This window comes from Hymenobacter sp. J193 (assembly GCF_024700075.1).
In the GTDB taxonomy this organism is placed as follows: domain Bacteria; phylum Bacteroidota; class Bacteroidia; order Cytophagales; family Hymenobacteraceae; genus Hymenobacter.
This window is the reverse complement of the sequence record NZ_JAJONE010000001.1, coordinates 4656452-4673458: the sequence shown is the minus strand read 5'-3', so window position 1 is coordinate 4673458 and position 17007 is coordinate 4656452. Positions and strand designations below refer to the sequence as shown.

Sequence of the window (17007 nt, the reverse complement as noted above, 5' to 3'; positions counted from 1 at the left end):
GCTATGAAACGCTTTTCTGCTCTGCTGGCTTTCCTGCTGCTGGCGGTGCTGGCTCCCTGCCGCTCCCTGGCCGCCTCTTCGGCCCCCGCCAACGACGACACGATTATGGTGAAGCTGCCGAACCAGGCCACCATGACCCTCTATGTAAAAAACAAGGAGCAGCTGCGCCAGATGCGCACCTACAAGCTCGACTCCCTCATGCTGCTGCTCGATGCCTACATCACCCAGGCCGAGGCCGTGGGCCAGAACTCGAAAACCGACCAGGTGACGCTGGAATTTTACCCCGCCAAGGAGCGCCCCGGTACCAATGCCCCCGAGCAGATTCGGGTGACGGTGCGCAGCCAGGACGGCAAAGGGCCCGCCAAAACCGACCGCGTGGACGTGATGCTGGGCCGCATGGGCGTGACGGTAAAAGACTCTGACAACGAAGACGGCGTGTCGGTACACATCGGCCGCTCGCCTTCGGAAGACTCCATCCGTAACGTGGAGCGCCAGGCCCGCCAGGAAGAAAAGCGCAACCGCCGCGTGCACCAGGACTTCACCCTCGACCTGGGCCTGAACACGCTTGTGCACCGCCCTCCGCTGCTCGGCGGCGAAGACTTCGAGCTGCGCCCGGTGGGGTCCCGCTACGTGAGCTTGAACTGGCACTACGATGTGCGGGTAGGTGACAAAAACTCGCCCCTGCACCTGATTACCGGCCCGGAGCTGGCCTTCAACAACTATATGCTGGATAAGAACTTCCGCTTCCGGGATGTGGACGGCGTGACGATGGCAACCAAGGAGCCTACGCTGAGCCTGGAGAAAAGCAAGCTGGCCGTGACGACCCTGAACCTGCCCCTGATGGTCCTGCTCGACTTTGACGACAGCAAAGGCCGGAACGTCTTCCGCATCGGGGCGGGCGGTTTTGTGGGCTACCGTCTGGGCGCCCACACCAAGCTGAAGTACGAAAGCGAAGGCAGCACCCGCAAAGACAAGGACCGCGGCAACTACAACCTCGAAGAGTTCCAGTACGGCGTGCAGGGCACCGTTGGCATCCGCAACATTGATTTGTTCGTGAAATACAACCTGAACGACACGTTCAAGGCCAGCCGCGGCCCCGGGGGCCAGACGCTGAGCTTCGGCCTCTCCCTCTGCAACTAACGGCGGCCGCTATGCAAGTCGTAGCTGCCCACGAAAGAAAAAGACCGTCCTGGTGCGCTTGACAAAGCAGGACGGTCTTTTGTGTTTTCATCCCTCACGCCCAACCGGTATGTCCATCCCTACAATTGAAACTTCCCCCAGCCGTATGCCCGCCTTGGCGGTGCGCTCTACCTGGCTATTATCCTGTTCGGGGCGTTTGCGGAAGGGTTTGTCACCAGCAAGCTGATCGTGGGCGGTGACGCCGCTGCCACGGCCCGCAACATTCTGGCGGAGCCGCTGCTCTGGCGCCTCGGTGTGGCCGGCAACGTGCTGGTGGTGCTCTGCGCCGTGCCGCTCCTGTGGATTGAGTACCTGCTGCTGCGGCCCGTGAGCAAAAGCCTGGTGCTGCTGGCGGTACTGCTGAATGTGGTTTCCCTGGCCGTGGAGGCCGTTAGCAAGGTATTTCTGCTTTTGGTACTGCCAACGCTGGAGAATACCGGCCACCTCAGCGGCCTTGGCTCCGGGCAGCTGCCCCTGCTGGCCGGCCTGGCCCTCAGGTCGCATGATGTTTCCTTCAACATTGCGCTTATCTTTTTCGGGGGCACCTGCCTGCTCAACGGCTACCTCATTCGGAAGTCGGGCTATTTCCCACCCGTGCTGGGCATACTGCTGCAGGTGGCGGGTGCAGGCTACCTGGTAGCCTGCTGTGCCGCGCTGTTTGCCCCGTTCCTGGCCGATATCCTCCTGCCCGGTATCCTGCTGCTGCCGCTGGTGGGCGAATCGGCCTTCTGCCTGTGGCTGCTGATTAAGGGCGTCAACCAGCAGAAGTGGCATGAGCGGGTACACGGGCCAGGCGCCCGCGCCGTCGCAGTCGCAGTCGCCTAATATCCGCAACCGCCCGCCAGCAACTGATACCTACAGCTGCCGAAAAAAATTATCCAGCAGAATACCCGCCGAAATAGCCACGTTCAGGCTTTCGGCCTGGCCCCGACCGGGAATGTGCAGGCGGCGCGTAAGGCACTGGTGTACCTCGGTCCGCAGGCCATGGCTTTCACTGCCCATCACCAGCACACCGCTGGGCGCCAGCGTGAGGCGATGCACGTTGTCGCCGGCCAAGTCGGCCCCGTAGATGGGGGCGGCGGTGGGCAGCGAGGCCAGCCAGGCCGGCAACTCGCGCTGCCACACCGGCACGCGGGTGAATGAGCCCATAGTGGCCGCCACGGTTTTGGGATTCCAGGCATCGGTGCAGGTTTCGGAGCACACCACGCCCGCCAGCCCGTACCAGTCGGCCAGGCGGATGAGGGTGCCCAAGTTGCCCGGGTCGCGCACTTCGTCCAGGGCCAGCAGCAGCGTATCGGTGGCGGCGGGCAGCGGTTTTTCGGCCGGAATGCGGGCCACGGCCAGGGCCGTGTTGTTGGTAGCCAGGGTACCCAGCTGGGTTAGCTCGGCTTCCGAAACAACCTCCATCGGTACGCCCGCGGGCGCTTCCTGCCCGATTTTTGCGGCAAATTCGGCGGTCAGGAACAAGCGTTCCGTTAGAAGTCCTGAACTTAGCAACTCCCGCACGCTCTTGCCGCCTTCTACCAGGAAGGCGCCGTGCCGCAGCCGGTACTTTTTCTGCTGCAGGGAGTGTACGTACTTGACAACTGCTTTTGACACCATATTCTTCTGTTGTGCTGTCTGCGCCCCGGCGAGTTATTTCCTGGCTGATTCTTGGATTGAGCCTGGCCGCGCTGCCGGGCTGCTCGCCCACGCGGCTGCTGGCCCCCGGGCAAACCCTGCTGTACCGCGCCCGTCTGGAGGGCGCCAGGGAAGTGAATGCCGACCGGCTGGAAGCCCTGTACCAGCAAAAGCCCAATACCCGGTTTCCGCTGCCAAAGCTAGCAATCTATCAGCTGGGGCAATACTTCTACAACCCCGAGCGCCTGCAGCGGCAGCTGGAGGAAGAGCGCACCAAGTACGATTCGCTGATCCGGCTGGCCGGCCGCGACTCCGTGACGGTGGGCAACCTGTTGCTCAAGCGCGAAAAGCACACGCAGCGGCACCAGCTGGTCCTTTCCAAGGGCAACGCCCTCATGCGCATTGGCGAGGCCCCGGTGGTGTACGACTCCTCGCTCACGGCCCGCACCGTGGAGCAGCTGGGTATTTTCCTTCGTTCCCAGGGCTATTTCCGCAGCCAGGCGCGGGCCGAGCAAACCGTGCGTGACCGGCGCGTGACGGTGACCTACCACGTGGTGGAAAATGCGCCGTTCCGCTACGCCCAGCTCGACTACCACATCGGCGACACGCTGGTGGCGGGCGTGGTGCTGGCCGGCAACAAAAACTCCCTGCTACACCTGGGCGACCGGTACAACGAGGAAGTTATTGGTCTGGAGCGCGCCCGGCTGGAAACCCTGCTCAAGAATGCCGGCTACTACGACTTCCGCCAGCAGTACGTGAGCCTGGAGGCCGACACCAGCTTTGCGCCCGGCACCGTGCGCCTGCGCACCATTGTGGCTAACCCCGGCCCCGGCGAACGGCATAAGGTGTACACCATCCGCCGCGTGAACGTGTTTACCGATGCCGGCACCACCCGCTTCGGGGTGAAGCGCGACACCGTGCGCCGCGACTCCATCAGCTTTCTGGCCTACCGGCACCGCTACAGCTCCAAGGTGCTCAACCAGCGGGTGGAAGTGCGCCCCGGCGCCCGCTACAGCCTTTCCAACACCCAGACCACCCAGCGCCAGCTCGCCGATCTGGATATGTTCCGCTTCAACAACGTGGTGTACCAGAAGGTAGCCGGCGACAGTGCCAGCGGCCTGGCCCGCCTGGATGCCAACATCTACGCCTCGCCCCTGAAGAAATTCCAGGAAACCACCGAGCTGGGCGCTACCTACTCGGCCGAGCAGCTTGGGCCCTTTGCCAACGTGCGTGTGAAAACGCGCAACCTTTTTGGTGGGGCCGAAATACTTGAAGTGAGCGTGCGGGCGGGCTTGGAGGGCCAGTACCGGCAAACCGTAGCCCCCGGGCAGGACGACACCTTTCTCACCACCCAGCTGGGGGGCAACGTGAGTCTGATTCTGCCGCAGTTTCTGGTGCCCTGGCGCACCAACCGATTTCTGACGCGCTACAACCCTAAAACCCGGATTTCCACTTCCTATACCTACGTTCGGCGCCCCGACTACACCCGCACCAATCTGGAGGGTAGCTATGACTATATCTGGCAGCGCAACGCGTACCAGCAGTACGTGGTAACCCCGCTGAACGTGAGTCTGATCAATACTAAGGACATCGTCGCCTCATTTCAGCAGTACCTTGATACCCTGGCCAACAACGGCGCCCTGCTGCGCAGCTTCAGCCGGCAACTGGTACCTAGTTCCAGCGCCACCTCGCTCTACAACAGCAACGACTTCAACCAGACCCGAAATGCCAGATATTTTCGCGTGACCACTGAAATCGGGGGCCTGGGCCGAAGCCTCTACACCCGCCCCGACCCTGAGGTAGGCGACCCACGTCTGGCTGGTATTGCAGTACTGGACTACGCCCGCTTTAACGCTGACTATCGCCGCTACTACAAGCTTACCCCGTTCACGTACCTAGCCTGGCGCCTGAATGGCGGCATCGCCCACGCGCTGTCCCGCACCAGCTACAAGGGGAAAGACGGGCAAACCAGCTCTTCCTTCGCCATTCCCTACGATAAGTACTTCTTCGCGGGCGGGGGCTCTAGCCTGCGGGCCTGGCGGCCCCGTCGCCTGGGGCCTGGCTCTTACCACGCCGACCTGCGCGAAAAAGGAGTGTTGCAGTACGACAGTCGCGGCAAGCTTATTCAGGACGAGAATGTAGAGCAACCTGGCGAACTGCTGCTGGAAGGCAGCGTGGAGTATCGCTTTCCTATCTACGACTACATCCACGGAGCCTTCTTCACCGATTTTGGCAACGTGTGGTCGTTGCGCACGGACGACCCCCGCAAGGGCGCCAATTTTGCCGTGAACCGTTTTTACCGGGAAATTGCCGTGGGCAGCGGCCTGGGCCTGCGCTTCGACTTCACTTTCCTGATTATCCGGCTGGACGTGGCAGCCAAGGTATACGACCCCACCGCGCTGCCAGGCGACCGGTGGGCGCTAGGCCGCTTTGCCCTCTGGCGCAACGATGCCAAGCCCTGGCTGAACACGCCCACCGTCAACGTAGGCATCGGCTACCCTTTCTAGGCTGCGTTGAGTCTGCTGGCTAATGGCTTAGGTGTTGATACAGAGCATCTTGCTTAATGCGCAGGATGCTCTGCTTTTTTAGCAGCAGCTTGGCTTTCCACACGCCCTCAATACGCCAGCAGCTCACGCAGGGCGGCGGCTACTTTGTCGGGGTTGGGTAGCATCTGCTTTTCCAGCTCCACGTTCAGGGCTATGGCGGGCAGATTGGCGGCACCCAGCGTAAACACCGGCGCGTCGAGCTGGCGGAAGCAGTGGCGCTGAATGCGGCCGGCTAGGCTTTCGGCGAAGGAGTTCATCAAGGGCTCCTCCGTCAGTACCAGCACTTTGCCGTGGCGTAGCACGGCAAAGTGCACAGCTTCCCAGTCCAGCGGATTGAGGGTGCGCAGATCCAGGATTTCAACCTGACCAGGAAACTGGCGGCTGGCCGTTTTAACCCAGTGCACACCCATCCCGTAGGTAATGACTACGCAGGTTTCGCCGCTCTGCAGCTTTTCCGCTAAGGCTTCCTGAGCTACGGCAGCTTTACCCATCGGAATAGCGTAGCCGGCGGCCGGCTCCACGGTTTTGGCGTCTTCGGTGCCGGGCACCTTGCTCCAGTATAGGCCTTTGTGCTCCAGCATCACCACCGGGTTGGGGTCGAGGAAGGCGGCGCGCATCAGGCCCTTCATGTCGGCGGCATTGCTGGGGTACACCACCTTGATGCCCCGGATGGTGAGCAGCGTGCTTTCAATGGAGCCCGAGTGGTAAGGCCCGCCCCCACCATAGGCCCCAATAGGCACCCGAATCAGGCTCTGCACCGGAAACTGACCGTTGGAGAGGTAGCACGACTTGCTCAGCTCCTCCACCAGCTGGTTGAGAGCAGGCCAGATGTAGTCGGCAAACTGAATTTCGACAATGGCCTTAGCGCCCACGGCACTCATGCCGGCCGTGCTGCCCACAATGTAGGCTTCCTGAATAGGGGTGTTGAATACGCGGGCGTCGCCGTACTTTTTGGCCAGCAGCGCCGCCTCCCGGAACACCCCGCCCAGCTCCCCACCCACATCCTGGCCGTAGAACAACGCTTCGGGAAACTCCCGCAGAATATCATCCACCGCGTGCAGAGCAGCATCTACCATCAGGGCTTTGTCGGCGCCGGCGGGGCTTCGCTCCCCGGTTTCCTGGGTGACGACCGGCGGGGCAAATTCGTGGTCGGCAAAAGTAGTCGGGTCGGGGTTGGGCGCCGTCAGGGCACGCTGGTAGTCAGCCTGCACGGTAGCGCGGGCTTCTTCCCCCAGCGCCTGCAGCTCCTGCTCCGTGAAATCCAACTCCAGCAGCTGCTGGTGGAAGCGTGGTAGAGGGTCCTGGATGGTGTGGTGGGCCAGGTTGTCGCCGCGGTACCACTCACGCCGCACCCCGCTGGTGTGGTGGCCCAGCAGCGGACACCTGGCGTGCACCAGCACTGGCCCCTGCCGCTGGCGCACGTAGTCGGCGGCTTCGCGCATGCCGGCGTAGCTGGCCAGGAAATCGGCCCCGTCGAACTGCAGGCGGTGCAGGCCTTTGAAGCCGGCCGCAAACTCGTAGGCATCCATGGAGCGCATTTCCCGGCCGGTGGCCGAAATACCCCACTCATTGTCTTGCACTAAGTAGATGATGGGCAGCTGATGCAGGGCGGCCATCTGCAGGGCCTCGCTCACCTCGCCTTCGGTCATGGCCCCGTCGCCAATGGAGCAGAGCACCAGCGGCTTCGCTGTTGAATTAGTAATTAGTAATGAAGAATGAGGAATTGTGTTTCCTTCAGTAGAAGTCAGCGTTTCTTTATCAGTCTTAATTACTGATTTCTCATTACTAATTACCTCCTGTCCTTCCAGGTACTTGATGCCGTGGGCCATGCCGGTAGCCGGTATGGCCTGCATGCCCGTGGCCGAGCTTTGGTGCGGAATGGTGGGCAGGCCGGCCCGCCGCAGAGAAGGGTGACTGTAGTACGTGCGGCCGCCGGAAAACGGGTCGTCGCGCTTGGCCATCAGCTGCAGCATCAACTCGTAGGGCGTCAGGCCCATCCCCAGCAGCAAGGCATCGTCGCGGTAGTAGGGCGCGGCGTAGTCCTGGGGGCCGAGAATACAGGCCGCGGCCAGCTGAATAGCTTCGTGGCCCCGGGCCGTGGCGTGCACGTATTTGGCCGTCACGGCCTTGTTTTCTTCGTAGAGGCGAGCCATTTCATCGGCCGTGCGCATCAGGCGGTAAGCCCGCAGCAGGGTGGCACGGCTGGGCTGGGCAGTGGTAAAGTCGGGCTCTGGGGTGAGGGCGGGGTGCGTGGGCATGTGCAAGGGGTGGAATGCAGGCCCGAAGGTACGAACCGGCCACTTGGGAAGGAACGTGGTGGCGCCGGCGGCGTACTTTTGCTTCTATGCTCCCCGAACTGCTGATTTCTTCCGCCACTGAAACCGACGTTCCCGCCCTCGTGCAGCTGGCCAACCGCGCCTACCGCGGCGACGCCTCCCGCCAGGGGTGGACCACCGAAGCCCACCTACTTGACGGCCAGCGCACCGACGCCGAAGACATCATTGATCTGATGAAGGTGCCCGGCGCCACCTTCCTGCTGGCCCGCACCAGCGCCGGGCAGCTCATGGGCAGCGTCTACCTCAAGCCCCAGCTCCCCGACCTCTACCTGGGCATGCTTTCCGTGGAGCCCGGGCAGCAAGGCCTGGGCATCGGCAAGCTGCTGCTGGACGCAGCCGAAACCCAGGCCCGGGCCCATTCTTGCACCGACATTCTGATTTCCGTCATTACGGTGCGCGCCGAGCTTATTGCCTGGTACGAGCGGCACGGCTTCCAACGCACCGGCGAAACTCTGGCTTTCCCCACCGATACCCGCTTTGGCATTCCGCGCCAGCCGCTGGAGCTGCTGCTGATGCGGAAGCAGTTGGCTCTTGCCTGAGAAATGATGGTCTGGCAGGCTAAGGTAGGCTAGTTATCCAGCCACCACACGTCCCGCAGCACCGGCCCGCCAAGGGTATAGGGCTGCCCGATGCGGGGCAGCGTGACGGGAAGACCGGCGGCATCGGCGGCGGGCAACAGCCGCTGCACGGGCTCATTCCAGGGGTGGTAAGCCAGCGTGAACTTGGCCCAGTGCACCGGCAGCAGCATTTTGGCTTCCAGGTCAAGGGCCGCCTGGGCGGTTTCCTCGGGCAGCATATGGATGGGGTGCCAGCTGAGGTTATATTGGCCATTTTCGAGCAGAGCCAGGTCGAATGGGCCGTACTGCTCGCCGATGGCCCGGAAGTGCGGACCGTAGCCACTATCCCCGCCCAGGAACAGCCGCGCACCATCCAATTGCAGCACATACGAGGCCCACAGGGTTTGCCGGGGCTTCAGGCTCCGGCCCGAAAAATGCTGGGCCGGGGTAGCCGTGAGCTGCACGCCCGGCACCGGGGTAGCCGTTTCGTGCCAGTTGAGCTCGGTAACCTGCCCGGGGGCGTAGCCCCAGGCCTGCAGGTGGCTGCCCACGCCCAGGGGCGAAACGACGTGACGCACTTTGGAACGCAGGGCTACCACGGTAGCGTAGTCGAGGTGGTCGTAGTGGTCGTGGGTGAGCACCAGCACGTCAATGGCGGGCATATCGGCGGCCGAGTAGGCATTGGCGCCGGCAAAGGCGCGCACGGCAAACGAGAAGGGCGAGGCGGCCCCACTGAACACGGGGTCCACCAGAATATTCAGCCCGTGGGCCTGAATCAGGTAAGACGAGTGCCCAAACCAGACAACCGTGGGGCGGGCAGTAGCCGGCGCGTGCAGGTTGGTGCGCACCGTGGGCAGCGGGCCGGCCGGGGCCACGGTGCGAGGCTTGCGCAGAAAATCCACCAGCATTTTGCCCATCGGAGCTTCCCCGGGGCTGAAGCGCACGCCCTCCAGGTTCTCGAACCGACCGTTCTGGTAGTTGGAAAGATTCGTGAATCGGTCTTTGGCTTGGCGGGAAGGGTTCTTCCCCAATACTTGCATCATAACGCAGAAGCCGTAAAAGCGGCCTTCAACGGTACAGACGCCGAACAGCTGGTTTTACTTTACGGCCCGGTGCATTCCTGCACCCGGCTTCGCTACCGTAGCTGCTCCCGTTGGGCTTGGCCGGAGTGGCAGCGCCGGAAATTTCTACCTTTGCCTTCTGTTGCTGACTTCGCCGCTATGGATTTCACTTCCTCTGCTTTCTTCCCCGCTCCCACCGTTCAACCCCGTTTCCGCAACACCGTGGAGCAGTGGATGCGCCAGTTTCAGGACTGGCTGTGCCAGCAGCTGGAAGCGGCCGATGGCATGGGCATGTTTCGGGAAGATGCCTGGATGCACCACAGCGGCGGCGGCGGCCGGAGCCGCGTGCTCACGGGCGGCCGTATCATCGAAAAAGGTGGGGTAAACTTCTCGGCTGTGGAAGGGCAGATGAGCGAGGCGGCGGCCCGCACCCTGCTCATGCCTGACCCGAACTACTTTGCCACCGGCGTCTCGGTCGTGCAGCACCCGGGCAGCCCTATGGCACCGATTTCGCACATGAACGTGCGCTACTTCGAGGCCGGCAACGGGGAAGCCTGGTTTGGCGGCGGGCTGGATCTGACGCCCATCTACGTGGAAGAGGCCCAGGCCCGTTGGTTTCACCGGCAGATTGCCGAGGTATGCGAGCAGCACAATCCTGCTTATTACCCGCGCTTCAAGCAGTGGGCCGACGAGTACTTCTTTTTGCCCCACCGCCAGGAAACCCGCGGCATCGGCGGCATCTTCTTCGACCGGCTGATTGTAGGCCAGGAAGCCGACGCCGACAGCCTGTTTTCCTTCGTGCGCAGCGTGGGCGAAGTGTACGGGCGCACCTACTGCGAGCTGCTGCGCCAGAACGCCGGCCAACCCTATACCGAACGGCAGAAGCAGTGGCAGCTGGTGCGGCGGGGCCGCTACGCCGAGTTCAACCTGGCCATTGACCGGGGCACCAAGTTCGGGCTGGAAACCGGGGGGCGCACCGAGAGTATTCTGATGAGCTTGCCGCCCCAGTGTGAGTGGCACTACAACTTCCCCATCGAGCCCGACTCCCCGGAGGAAGCCACCCAGCAGTGGCTGCGCAAGGGTGTTGATTGGCTAACTACTTCCCCCGCCGCCGTTTGATAGAGCAACTCCAACACCTGGACCGCTGGCTGCTGGTAGCGGCCAACTCCCGCCACACCGCCCGCCTGGATGCGTGGATGGTGTTCTTCTCCGACCGCCTGGTGTGGTTCCCGGCTTACTTTGTGCTGGTGGTGGTGCTGTGCTACCTCTACGGCCGGCGCGCTACGCTGCTGCTGCCCCTGCTGGGCCTTAGCGTGCTGCTGGCCGACGTCGTTTCCAGCCGCCTGTTCAAGCCCTACTTCGCCCGCCTGCGACCCTGCCACGACGCCGACCTCTCGGCCACGCTGAACCTGGTGAACGGCTGCGGCGGGCAGTTCGGGTTCTTATCCTCGCATGCAGCCAATGCCTTTGCGCTGGCCGTGTTTGTCGGGCTGCTGTTGCCCCGCCGCTACCGCGTGGCCAAGGTGCTGCTTTTTATCTGGGCCGCTCTGGTGAGCTACAGCCGCATCTACCTGGGCGCCCACTACCCTTCTGATGTGCTGGCCGGCCTCACGCTGGGCTCCCTCATGGCCTGGCTTTGCGCCCTGGCGTTCCGCTACCTGGCCCGGCGCTGGTGGCCACTATTGGGGCCCGAGGCATAAACTATTGACTGCAAACGCAAAAAGGCTCCGCGCATTAGTACGGAGCCTTTTTCATTGGTCGTTGAGCAGCAATTATTTGGCGGGCTTGCGGTTGCCGGTGTGACCGTCGCCTTTGTCGCCCTGCCCGGGTTTGCTGGTGACTTTGGAGTTGGTGCGGTCGTCGCCGGACAAGGAGCGGTTTAAATCGGCGGAGCTGGTGAACTTGCCTTCCTTGTCGCGGCGCACGTAGCGCTTGTCGCCGGGAATAGGCTCTATTAACTGACGTTTGGTTGACATGTCGGTAGGAGTTGATATTCCGAGTTAGATACGCAGGGGAAGCGAAAAGGTGCCTACAGCGCAGCTTAGCAGCCCGGCTGTTACTGCCTTACCCACACTTCACCTCCGCGCTGAAAACCAATCAGTCCCTGTCCTTTTTTCACCCATACTACTTCCGCCCCAGCCTGGGCTGTATCGAGTATTGCTAGTTCCAGCACATCCGAAACTGTTGTAGCCAGCAGCGTGATTGATGGTCGGCGATGCACGGTAAAAAGTGCCGATGAATACGAACCGACTGATGCATCTAACGTAGAGTCGCGGCTGCGAAACGAACTGAAGTCGCGCTGGGCCGAATACAACCGGTTTACGCCGTAATATACATTGCCATTGACGGCATCTGACTCGGCCTCCCCAGCATAATCTATGTCGCACTGAAACAGTAAACCCAGCATTTCGCAGGTATAGTCTGTCCGTAAATCGGCAGTACAAAGACACAAATGGCACCAACGCTTCTCAGCCGCTTCGCGCTCATACTCCGTGCGAACCAGTAGCACGCTCCTTCCCTGGCCGTTGACGAATGTGTAACTGGGCTGTAGATCGGCAAACCAGTGCCAGCCCATAAGCGGATGGTCCAGTTGAAATTCTTCGCACTCAATACGCCGGCAACCAGCCACTCCCCAGGCCGCTAGCAACAACCAGATTAACACACGCATAGCCGGGCTACTTAGGCTTAAAAGAAAGCCTAATATATTCCTTCTGAATGTAGTTCGTCAGTTTCTTTATCGTCCCAGCAATTTCGCCACGTACTTGCCTACGATGTCGAACTCCAGGTTGACGCGGTGGCCGGGGCGCAGGTCCTGGAAGGTGGTGTGCTCGTAAGTGTAGGGAATGATGGCCACGGAAAAGCCGTCGTCGGTGCTGTTGAAGCAGGTGAGGCTGGTGCCATTCACGCAGATGGAGCCTTTTTCCACCGTTACGCGGCCGGGGCCCGGCTCGTGGCGGAAGCGGAACACCCAGGAGCCGTGCTGGTCTTCCACCGACTCGCACTCAGCCGTGAGGTCCACATGCCCTTGCACGATGTGGCCATCGAAGCGGCCATTGGCGGCCAGGCAGCGCTCCAGGTTCACGCGGCGGCCCGGCGCCCACTGGCTTAGGTTGGTTTTCTGCAATGTCTCGTCGATGGCCGTAACCACGTGCGTGCCGGCCATGCCGTCCACGGCTACTACCGTAAGGCACACCCCGTCGTGGGCCACGCTCTGGTCGATTTTCAGCTCCTGCGCGAAGCCGGATTCTACGGTGAAATGAATATTGGTTTCCTCCCGGCGCACGGCCGTGATGGTACCCAGGGTTTCGATGATGCCGGTAAACACTTCGTTAATGTGGTTTGAATGTGCTGCGCTTCGCTAATGTGGAGAATGCGGGTTGAATGTGCTGCGCTTCGCTAATGTGAAAAATGTACTGATGTGCTAATCAACGGAATGCTGAAATGTTCAAAAGGTGCAATTCTACTTTACAAAGCATTAGCACATTAGCGGAGCGAAGCACATTCAGCCACATTAGCACATTATTTCCCGCGGCCTTCCACAATGATTTTGAGGGTATAAAGCATGACGCGGAAGTCCATGGCCAGGCTCATGTTTTCGATGTAGAGAATGTCGTACTTGAGGCGCTCCACCATCTGCTCCACGGTTTCGGCGTAGCCGTATTTCACCTGGCCCAGGCTGGTGATGCCGGGGCGCACGCGGTGCAGGTGGCGGTAGTGCGGGGCCACGGCCACAATCTGGTCGATGTAGAACTGCCGCTCGGGGCGCGGGCCCACCAGGCTCATGTCGCCCTTCAGCGCGTTCCAGAACTGGGGCAGCTCATCCAGTCGCACCTTGCGCATAAAGCGGCCCCAGGGCGTGATACGCGGGTCGTGCTGCGAGGAAAGCGACGGGCCCTGCCGTTCAGCATCCACGTACATCGAGCGAAATTTGTAGATGCGAAACGGCTGCCCGCCCTTGCCGATGCGGTCCTGGGAGTAGAAAATCGGCCCCGGTGAGGACAGGCGCACCATCACGGCCGTGAAGGCGTATACGGGCGAGGCCAGCAGCAGAAACAGCGCCGAGCCCACTACGTCGAGCCCGCGCTTGGTGACTTCCTGCCATAGGGGCAGCAGATCCTGCTTGATTTCGATGAGGGGCGTCCCAAACAGGTGGTTTACCTTCACCGAGCCCAGCAGCATCTGGTAGAGGTCGGGCAGGATGCTGATGCGTACTGGTTCGCCCTCCAGCAAGGTCAGGATTTCCTGGATGAGGCGGTGCTCACTCGGCTCGGTGGCAATGATAATCTGCTCTACGTGCAGCTCCGCAATCAGCCGGGAAAGCTCCCGGTAGCTGCCTTTGTGGGGCAGGGCTGCCGCCAGCGCGGCATCCACCGTTTCGCCCACCGACACAAACCCGATAATGCGCAAACCCAGGTAGCGGGTGGCGTGCACCAGCTCCTGGCGCACGTCGCGGGCCAGAGCATTGGCCCCCACGATAAGCGTGTTGAAGGTGATGACGCCGCTGCGCACGAGCCGCTGCACGCTGCTCACGGCCCAGGTGCGCAGAATGGCCGACACGGTGAAATGCAGCAGGAAGTACGCCGAAATGGTGCGGTAGTAGAGCCGGTAGTTGCTCACGCCCTCATCATCGAGCAGCAGCGCGAAGAAAATAACCAGCGCCCCCAGAATGGATACCTGGGCCAGCCGGATGATTTCGCCCAGGCGCGACTTGCGAAAAATGTCGCGGTACTCGCCAATGAGCGTGTAGAGCACCAGCCAGAAGCCGGCAATAAGCAGGGCCGAGCCTACCAGCGTGAAAACCTCTTCGTTGGGCGTGAAACTCTCGTTGAGCAGGTACTTGCGCAGGAGGTAAAACCCCATCCAGGCCAGCAGCGCCGCCCCGAAGTCGGCGGCCATGAGTTTGAGCTTCTGCAGGGTACGAATCAAGCGGCGGAAATCGAAAGCAAAGAAAGAGCCCCGACGAGGCCGGACACATGCGGTTTATGGCCTGAAAACGGTAGTTTCGCGCTCCACTCTCCGGGGCCGCGCCCGCCGGGCCCCGCAAAGGTAAGCGCATTCTCCGTGTCCCTGCAATCTGCTCTTCCGGCTTCCGATAGTTACCGGCACCGCGGCCAGCGCCGCGCCCTGGTGGCCGAGCTGCGCCGCAAAGGTATCCACGACGAGCGGGTGCTGCGGGCCCTGGAGCAGGTGCCGCGCCATGTGTTTTTCGAGCCGGCCTTCCGGGAGCACGCCTACCAGGACAAGGCCTTTCCCATCGGCGAGGGGCAGACGATTTCGCAGCCTTACACCGTGGCCTTCCAGACGCAGCTGCTGCAGGTGCAGCCCCAGGACCGGGTGCTGGAAATCGGGACGGGCTCCGGCTACCAGTGCTGCGTGCTGCTGGAGCTCACGCCCCACGTCTGGAGCATCGAGTACAACGCGGTGCTGTTTGCCCGCACCCGGCGCCTGCTCGCGCAGCTGCACCACCCGGCCCACCTCTTCTGCGGCGACGGCAGCCTCGGCCTGCCCGACCAGGCTCCGTTCGATAAGATTATCGTCACGGCTGGCTCGCCTACCCTGCCCCGGCCTCTGCTTCGCCAGCTGCGCGTGGGCGGCTCCCTCGTTATTCCGGTGGGCACGGAGCACAGCCAGCGCATGGTGCGCGTAGTGCGCGAGTCGGAAGAAAGCTTCGTGCGCGAGGGTTTCGAGGAGTTCCGCTTCGTGCCGCTCCTGGGCCAGGCTGGGTGGGGAGCATGAATGTGCTGATGTGGAGAATGTGCTAATGTGGAGAATGTGGGAATTGTGAGGAATGTGCTGAGGAGAGTAGAACGTGTCGGTGAACTTGGAGTCCATTCGATAAGCACATTCTCCACATTAGCGCAGCGCAGCACATTCAACCCACATTAGCGCAGCGCAGCACATTCAACCCACATTAGCACATTCCCTATCCTATCTTTGCCGGAACTTACTGCTGACTCTTTCCCTTACATGATGCGCAAACAAAAGCCCGTAAAAGACTCCTTCGTTCGGATGACCGAGCTGGTGCTGCCCAACGACACGAACACGCTCAACAACCTGATGGGCGGCCGCATGATGCACCTGATGGACGTAGCCGCCGCTATTTCGGCCCAGCGCCACTCCAACCGCATCGTCGTTACGGCTTCCGTCGATAACGTTTCGTTTCGGGAAGGCATCAAGCTGGGCAACGTTGTGACCCTGGAGGCGCAAGTAACGCGCTCCTTCAGCTCCAGCATGGAAGTACACATTGATGTGTGGGCCGAGGACATTCCCAACGGCACCCGGTTCAAGTCCAACGAAGCCTTCTTCACCTTCGTGGCCGTGGACCAGGCGGGCCGCCCGATTGACGTGCCCGAGGCCGTAGCCGAAACCGAGGAGGAAATCCGCCTGTACGATGGCGCCCTGCGCCGCCGCCAGCTGCGCCTGGTGTTGGGCGGCCGCATGAAGCCCCAGGACGCCGTTGAGCTGAAGTCCCTGTTTGATATGCAGTAAAGATTTCCAGGGTGCGGCCGGCTGCTTTGTCTTCCAGAAAGGTCCTGTCACTTCTCCTAAGCTTTGCGTCAGCACAGCAATTATCAGAAAGGTGTAGAGACGCATACTTGCGTCTCGTCGTTGAAGGCTTTCGCCCTGACGACGCGGCCAGAGAGACGCAACTAGGCGTCTCTACACCCAGCGGGCGGCCGCAGTATTAATTCAAACAACTTCCTGGAACCCGTCCCTCAGCACCCATAGCCCGCCAAGTTTCCTATTTGCTATCTTCCGGTCAGCCTTTGTACTGCTTATGGATACCGCCGCTACGCTTTCCTTTTTCCAGAGCTTCTACGCCAACACCCCGCTATACGTGGTGGCCGAACCCAGTAGGCCCGAGCCAGTTGCGACCGAAGCGCCCGTAGGGCTGTCTGCTACTCCCATTGTTGAGGCGCCAACTGCAGCGTCAGCCATTTCCGCGGCTCCTCGGGCAGCCGAAGCAGCATCGGTGATTTTACCGACTGCCGCGCCGGCCCTGGCACCGCCGCAGGCAACGGCATCAAAACTCCCTTCGCTGGGCAGCCTCAAAGCAGCCAGCCCGACAGTTGGGCCAACGCTGCCGCCGGTTGCTGCGCCAACGCCCCCGCAGCCTGCCATCCCGCCGCCTGCCGCGCCGGCTCCTGTAGAGGCAGCGGCTTATCAACCTACCAACCTTACGCTGGCCGAGCTGCCCGCGGCTACACCTGCCCCGGCAGCCCAGGCCGGGCGCATTCAGCCCACGCCTACTCAGTCGCCGGTGGCGCACGTGCCATTTGCTACCCTTGGCAGCAATGCCCGGGGCTTGGTCATACTGGTGCGCATGTCGCCCGAGCAGTTCCGCAAGCTGCCGCGCAACGTGTTTCTCAACAACCTGCTTAAAGCCATCCGCTTGGTAATGGAAGACGTGGTGCTGGTGAACGTGGAGCACGAGAAGTTTCCGGTGGCGCTGTGCAGCCTGCGCCAGCACCTGCACGCGCGGCAGTTCCTGGCCTTCGGCAAAAACCTGCTCGACGTGGCCGTGTACACCACCCAGCCCTATGAACCAGTGCTGCTCTACGGCGACACAGCCTTCCTCGGCGCCGGCGAAATCGACATGCTCGAATACGACGCCGGCCGCAAAAAGCAGCTCTGGCAGGCTATCCAGCGGATGTTTCTGGGGTAGAACAACATGGCTTCGCAGCCCTTGCTTCAATAAAAAAGCCAG

The 17007-nt window shown here is 61.7% G+C and carries 15 protein-coding genes and 1 pseudogene; 9 read left to right on the top strand and 7 right to left on the bottom strand.

The genetic code is table 11. From position 1 onward, the window contains the following. The first annotated feature begins 3 nt into the window (after positions 1–3). The gene (locus LRS06_RS20455) at positions 4–1140 is read left to right on the top strand and encodes a porin family protein (RefSeq protein WP_257873218.1); all 1137 of its coding nucleotides are present in this window, start codon (positions 4–6) and stop codon (positions 1138–1140) included. Between the two features lie 168 nt (positions 1141–1308). After that, positions 1309–2004 (top strand): annotated as a pseudogene (locus LRS06_RS20450) (DUF4386 domain-containing protein); the annotation flags it as partial. Positions 2005–2034: 30 nt separating this feature from the next. Here the strand turns inward: LRS06_RS20450 and LRS06_RS20445 are convergent. After that, complete coding sequence (locus tag LRS06_RS20445; RefSeq protein ID WP_257873217.1) at positions 2035–2781, bottom strand: RNA methyltransferase; 747 nt, start codon at positions 2779–2781, stop codon at positions 2035–2037. 11 nt (positions 2782–2792) lie between these two features. Between LRS06_RS20445 and LRS06_RS20440 the strand changes: the two genes are divergently transcribed. Further along, positions 2793–5306, top strand: coding sequence for a BamA/TamA family outer membrane protein (locus tag LRS06_RS20440; RefSeq protein ID WP_257873216.1), 2514 nt, complete (start codon positions 2793–2795; stop codon positions 5304–5306). A 107-nt stretch (positions 5307–5413) separates the two neighbouring features. On the opposite strand, the gene LRS06_RS20435 is transcribed toward LRS06_RS20440, so the two are convergent. After that, positions 5414–7603, bottom strand: coding sequence for a thiamine pyrophosphate-dependent enzyme (locus LRS06_RS20435; RefSeq protein WP_257873215.1), 2190 nt, complete (start codon positions 7601–7603; stop codon positions 5414–5416). Between the two features lie 86 nt (positions 7604–7689). Between LRS06_RS20435 and LRS06_RS20430 the strand changes: the two genes are divergently transcribed. After that, on the top strand, positions 7690–8220 hold the full coding sequence (locus LRS06_RS20430) for a GNAT family N-acetyltransferase (protein WP_257873214.1): 531 nt from the start codon (positions 7690–7692) through the stop codon (positions 8218–8220). Between the two features lie 29 nt (positions 8221–8249). Here LRS06_RS20430 and LRS06_RS20425 read toward each other — a convergent pair whose 3' ends face one another. After that, on the bottom strand, positions 8250–9281 hold the full coding sequence (locus LRS06_RS20425) for an MBL fold metallo-hydrolase (protein ID WP_257873213.1): 1032 nt from the start codon (positions 9279–9281) through the stop codon (positions 8250–8252). A gap of 177 nt (positions 9282–9458) precedes the next feature. On the opposite strand from LRS06_RS20425, the gene hemF reads away from it, so the two are divergent. Then, positions 9459–10418: an oxygen-dependent coproporphyrinogen oxidase gene (gene hemF / locus LRS06_RS20420; RefSeq protein ID WP_257873436.1), complete on the top strand. Its 960-nt coding sequence runs from the start codon at positions 9459–9461 to the stop codon at positions 10416–10418. Continuing rightward, entirely contained in the window at positions 10415–10999 is a 585-nt protein-coding gene (locus LRS06_RS20415; protein WP_257873212.1) for a phosphatase PAP2 family protein, read from the top strand. Before hemF ends, LRS06_RS20415 begins: the two co-directional genes overlap by 4 nt. A 72-nt stretch (positions 11000–11071) precedes the next feature. On the opposite strand, the gene LRS06_RS20410 is transcribed toward LRS06_RS20415, so the two are convergent. The 4 genes from LRS06_RS20410 to LRS06_RS20395 form a co-directional block, all read right to left on the bottom strand. Further along, on the bottom strand, positions 11072–11275 hold the full coding sequence (locus LRS06_RS20410; RefSeq protein ID WP_257873211.1) for a hypothetical protein: 204 nt from the start codon (positions 11273–11275) through the stop codon (positions 11072–11074). 80 nt (positions 11276–11355) lie between these two features. Continuing rightward, positions 11356–11967, bottom strand: coding sequence for a hypothetical protein (locus tag LRS06_RS20405; protein ID WP_257873210.1), 612 nt, complete (start codon positions 11965–11967; stop codon positions 11356–11358). A 66-nt stretch (positions 11968–12033) separates the two neighbouring features. Next, entirely contained in the window at positions 12034–12624 is a 591-nt protein-coding gene (locus LRS06_RS20400; protein WP_257873209.1) for a riboflavin synthase, read from the bottom strand. A gap of 194 nt (positions 12625–12818) precedes the next feature. Beyond that, complete coding sequence (locus tag LRS06_RS20395) at positions 12819–14225, bottom strand: sugar transferase (protein ID WP_257873208.1); 1407 nt, start codon at positions 14223–14225, stop codon at positions 12819–12821. A 135-nt stretch (positions 14226–14360) separates the two neighbouring features. On the opposite strand from LRS06_RS20395, the gene LRS06_RS20390 reads away from it, so the two are divergent. From LRS06_RS20390 to LRS06_RS20380, 3 genes are all read left to right on the top strand, one after another. Continuing rightward, positions 14361–15035: a protein-L-isoaspartate(D-aspartate) O-methyltransferase gene (locus tag LRS06_RS20390; protein ID WP_257873207.1), complete on the top strand. Its 675-nt coding sequence runs from the start codon at positions 14361–14363 to the stop codon at positions 15033–15035. A 234-nt stretch (positions 15036–15269) separates the two neighbouring features. Next, complete coding sequence (locus LRS06_RS20385) at positions 15270–15788, top strand: acyl-CoA thioesterase (protein WP_374679451.1); 519 nt, start codon at positions 15270–15272, stop codon at positions 15786–15788. Positions 15789–16077: 289 nt separating this feature from the next. Continuing rightward, on the top strand, positions 16078–16965 hold the full coding sequence (locus LRS06_RS20380; protein ID WP_257873205.1) for a hypothetical protein: 888 nt from the start codon (positions 16078–16080) through the stop codon (positions 16963–16965). The last annotated feature ends 42 nt before the right edge of the window (positions 16966–17007 follow it).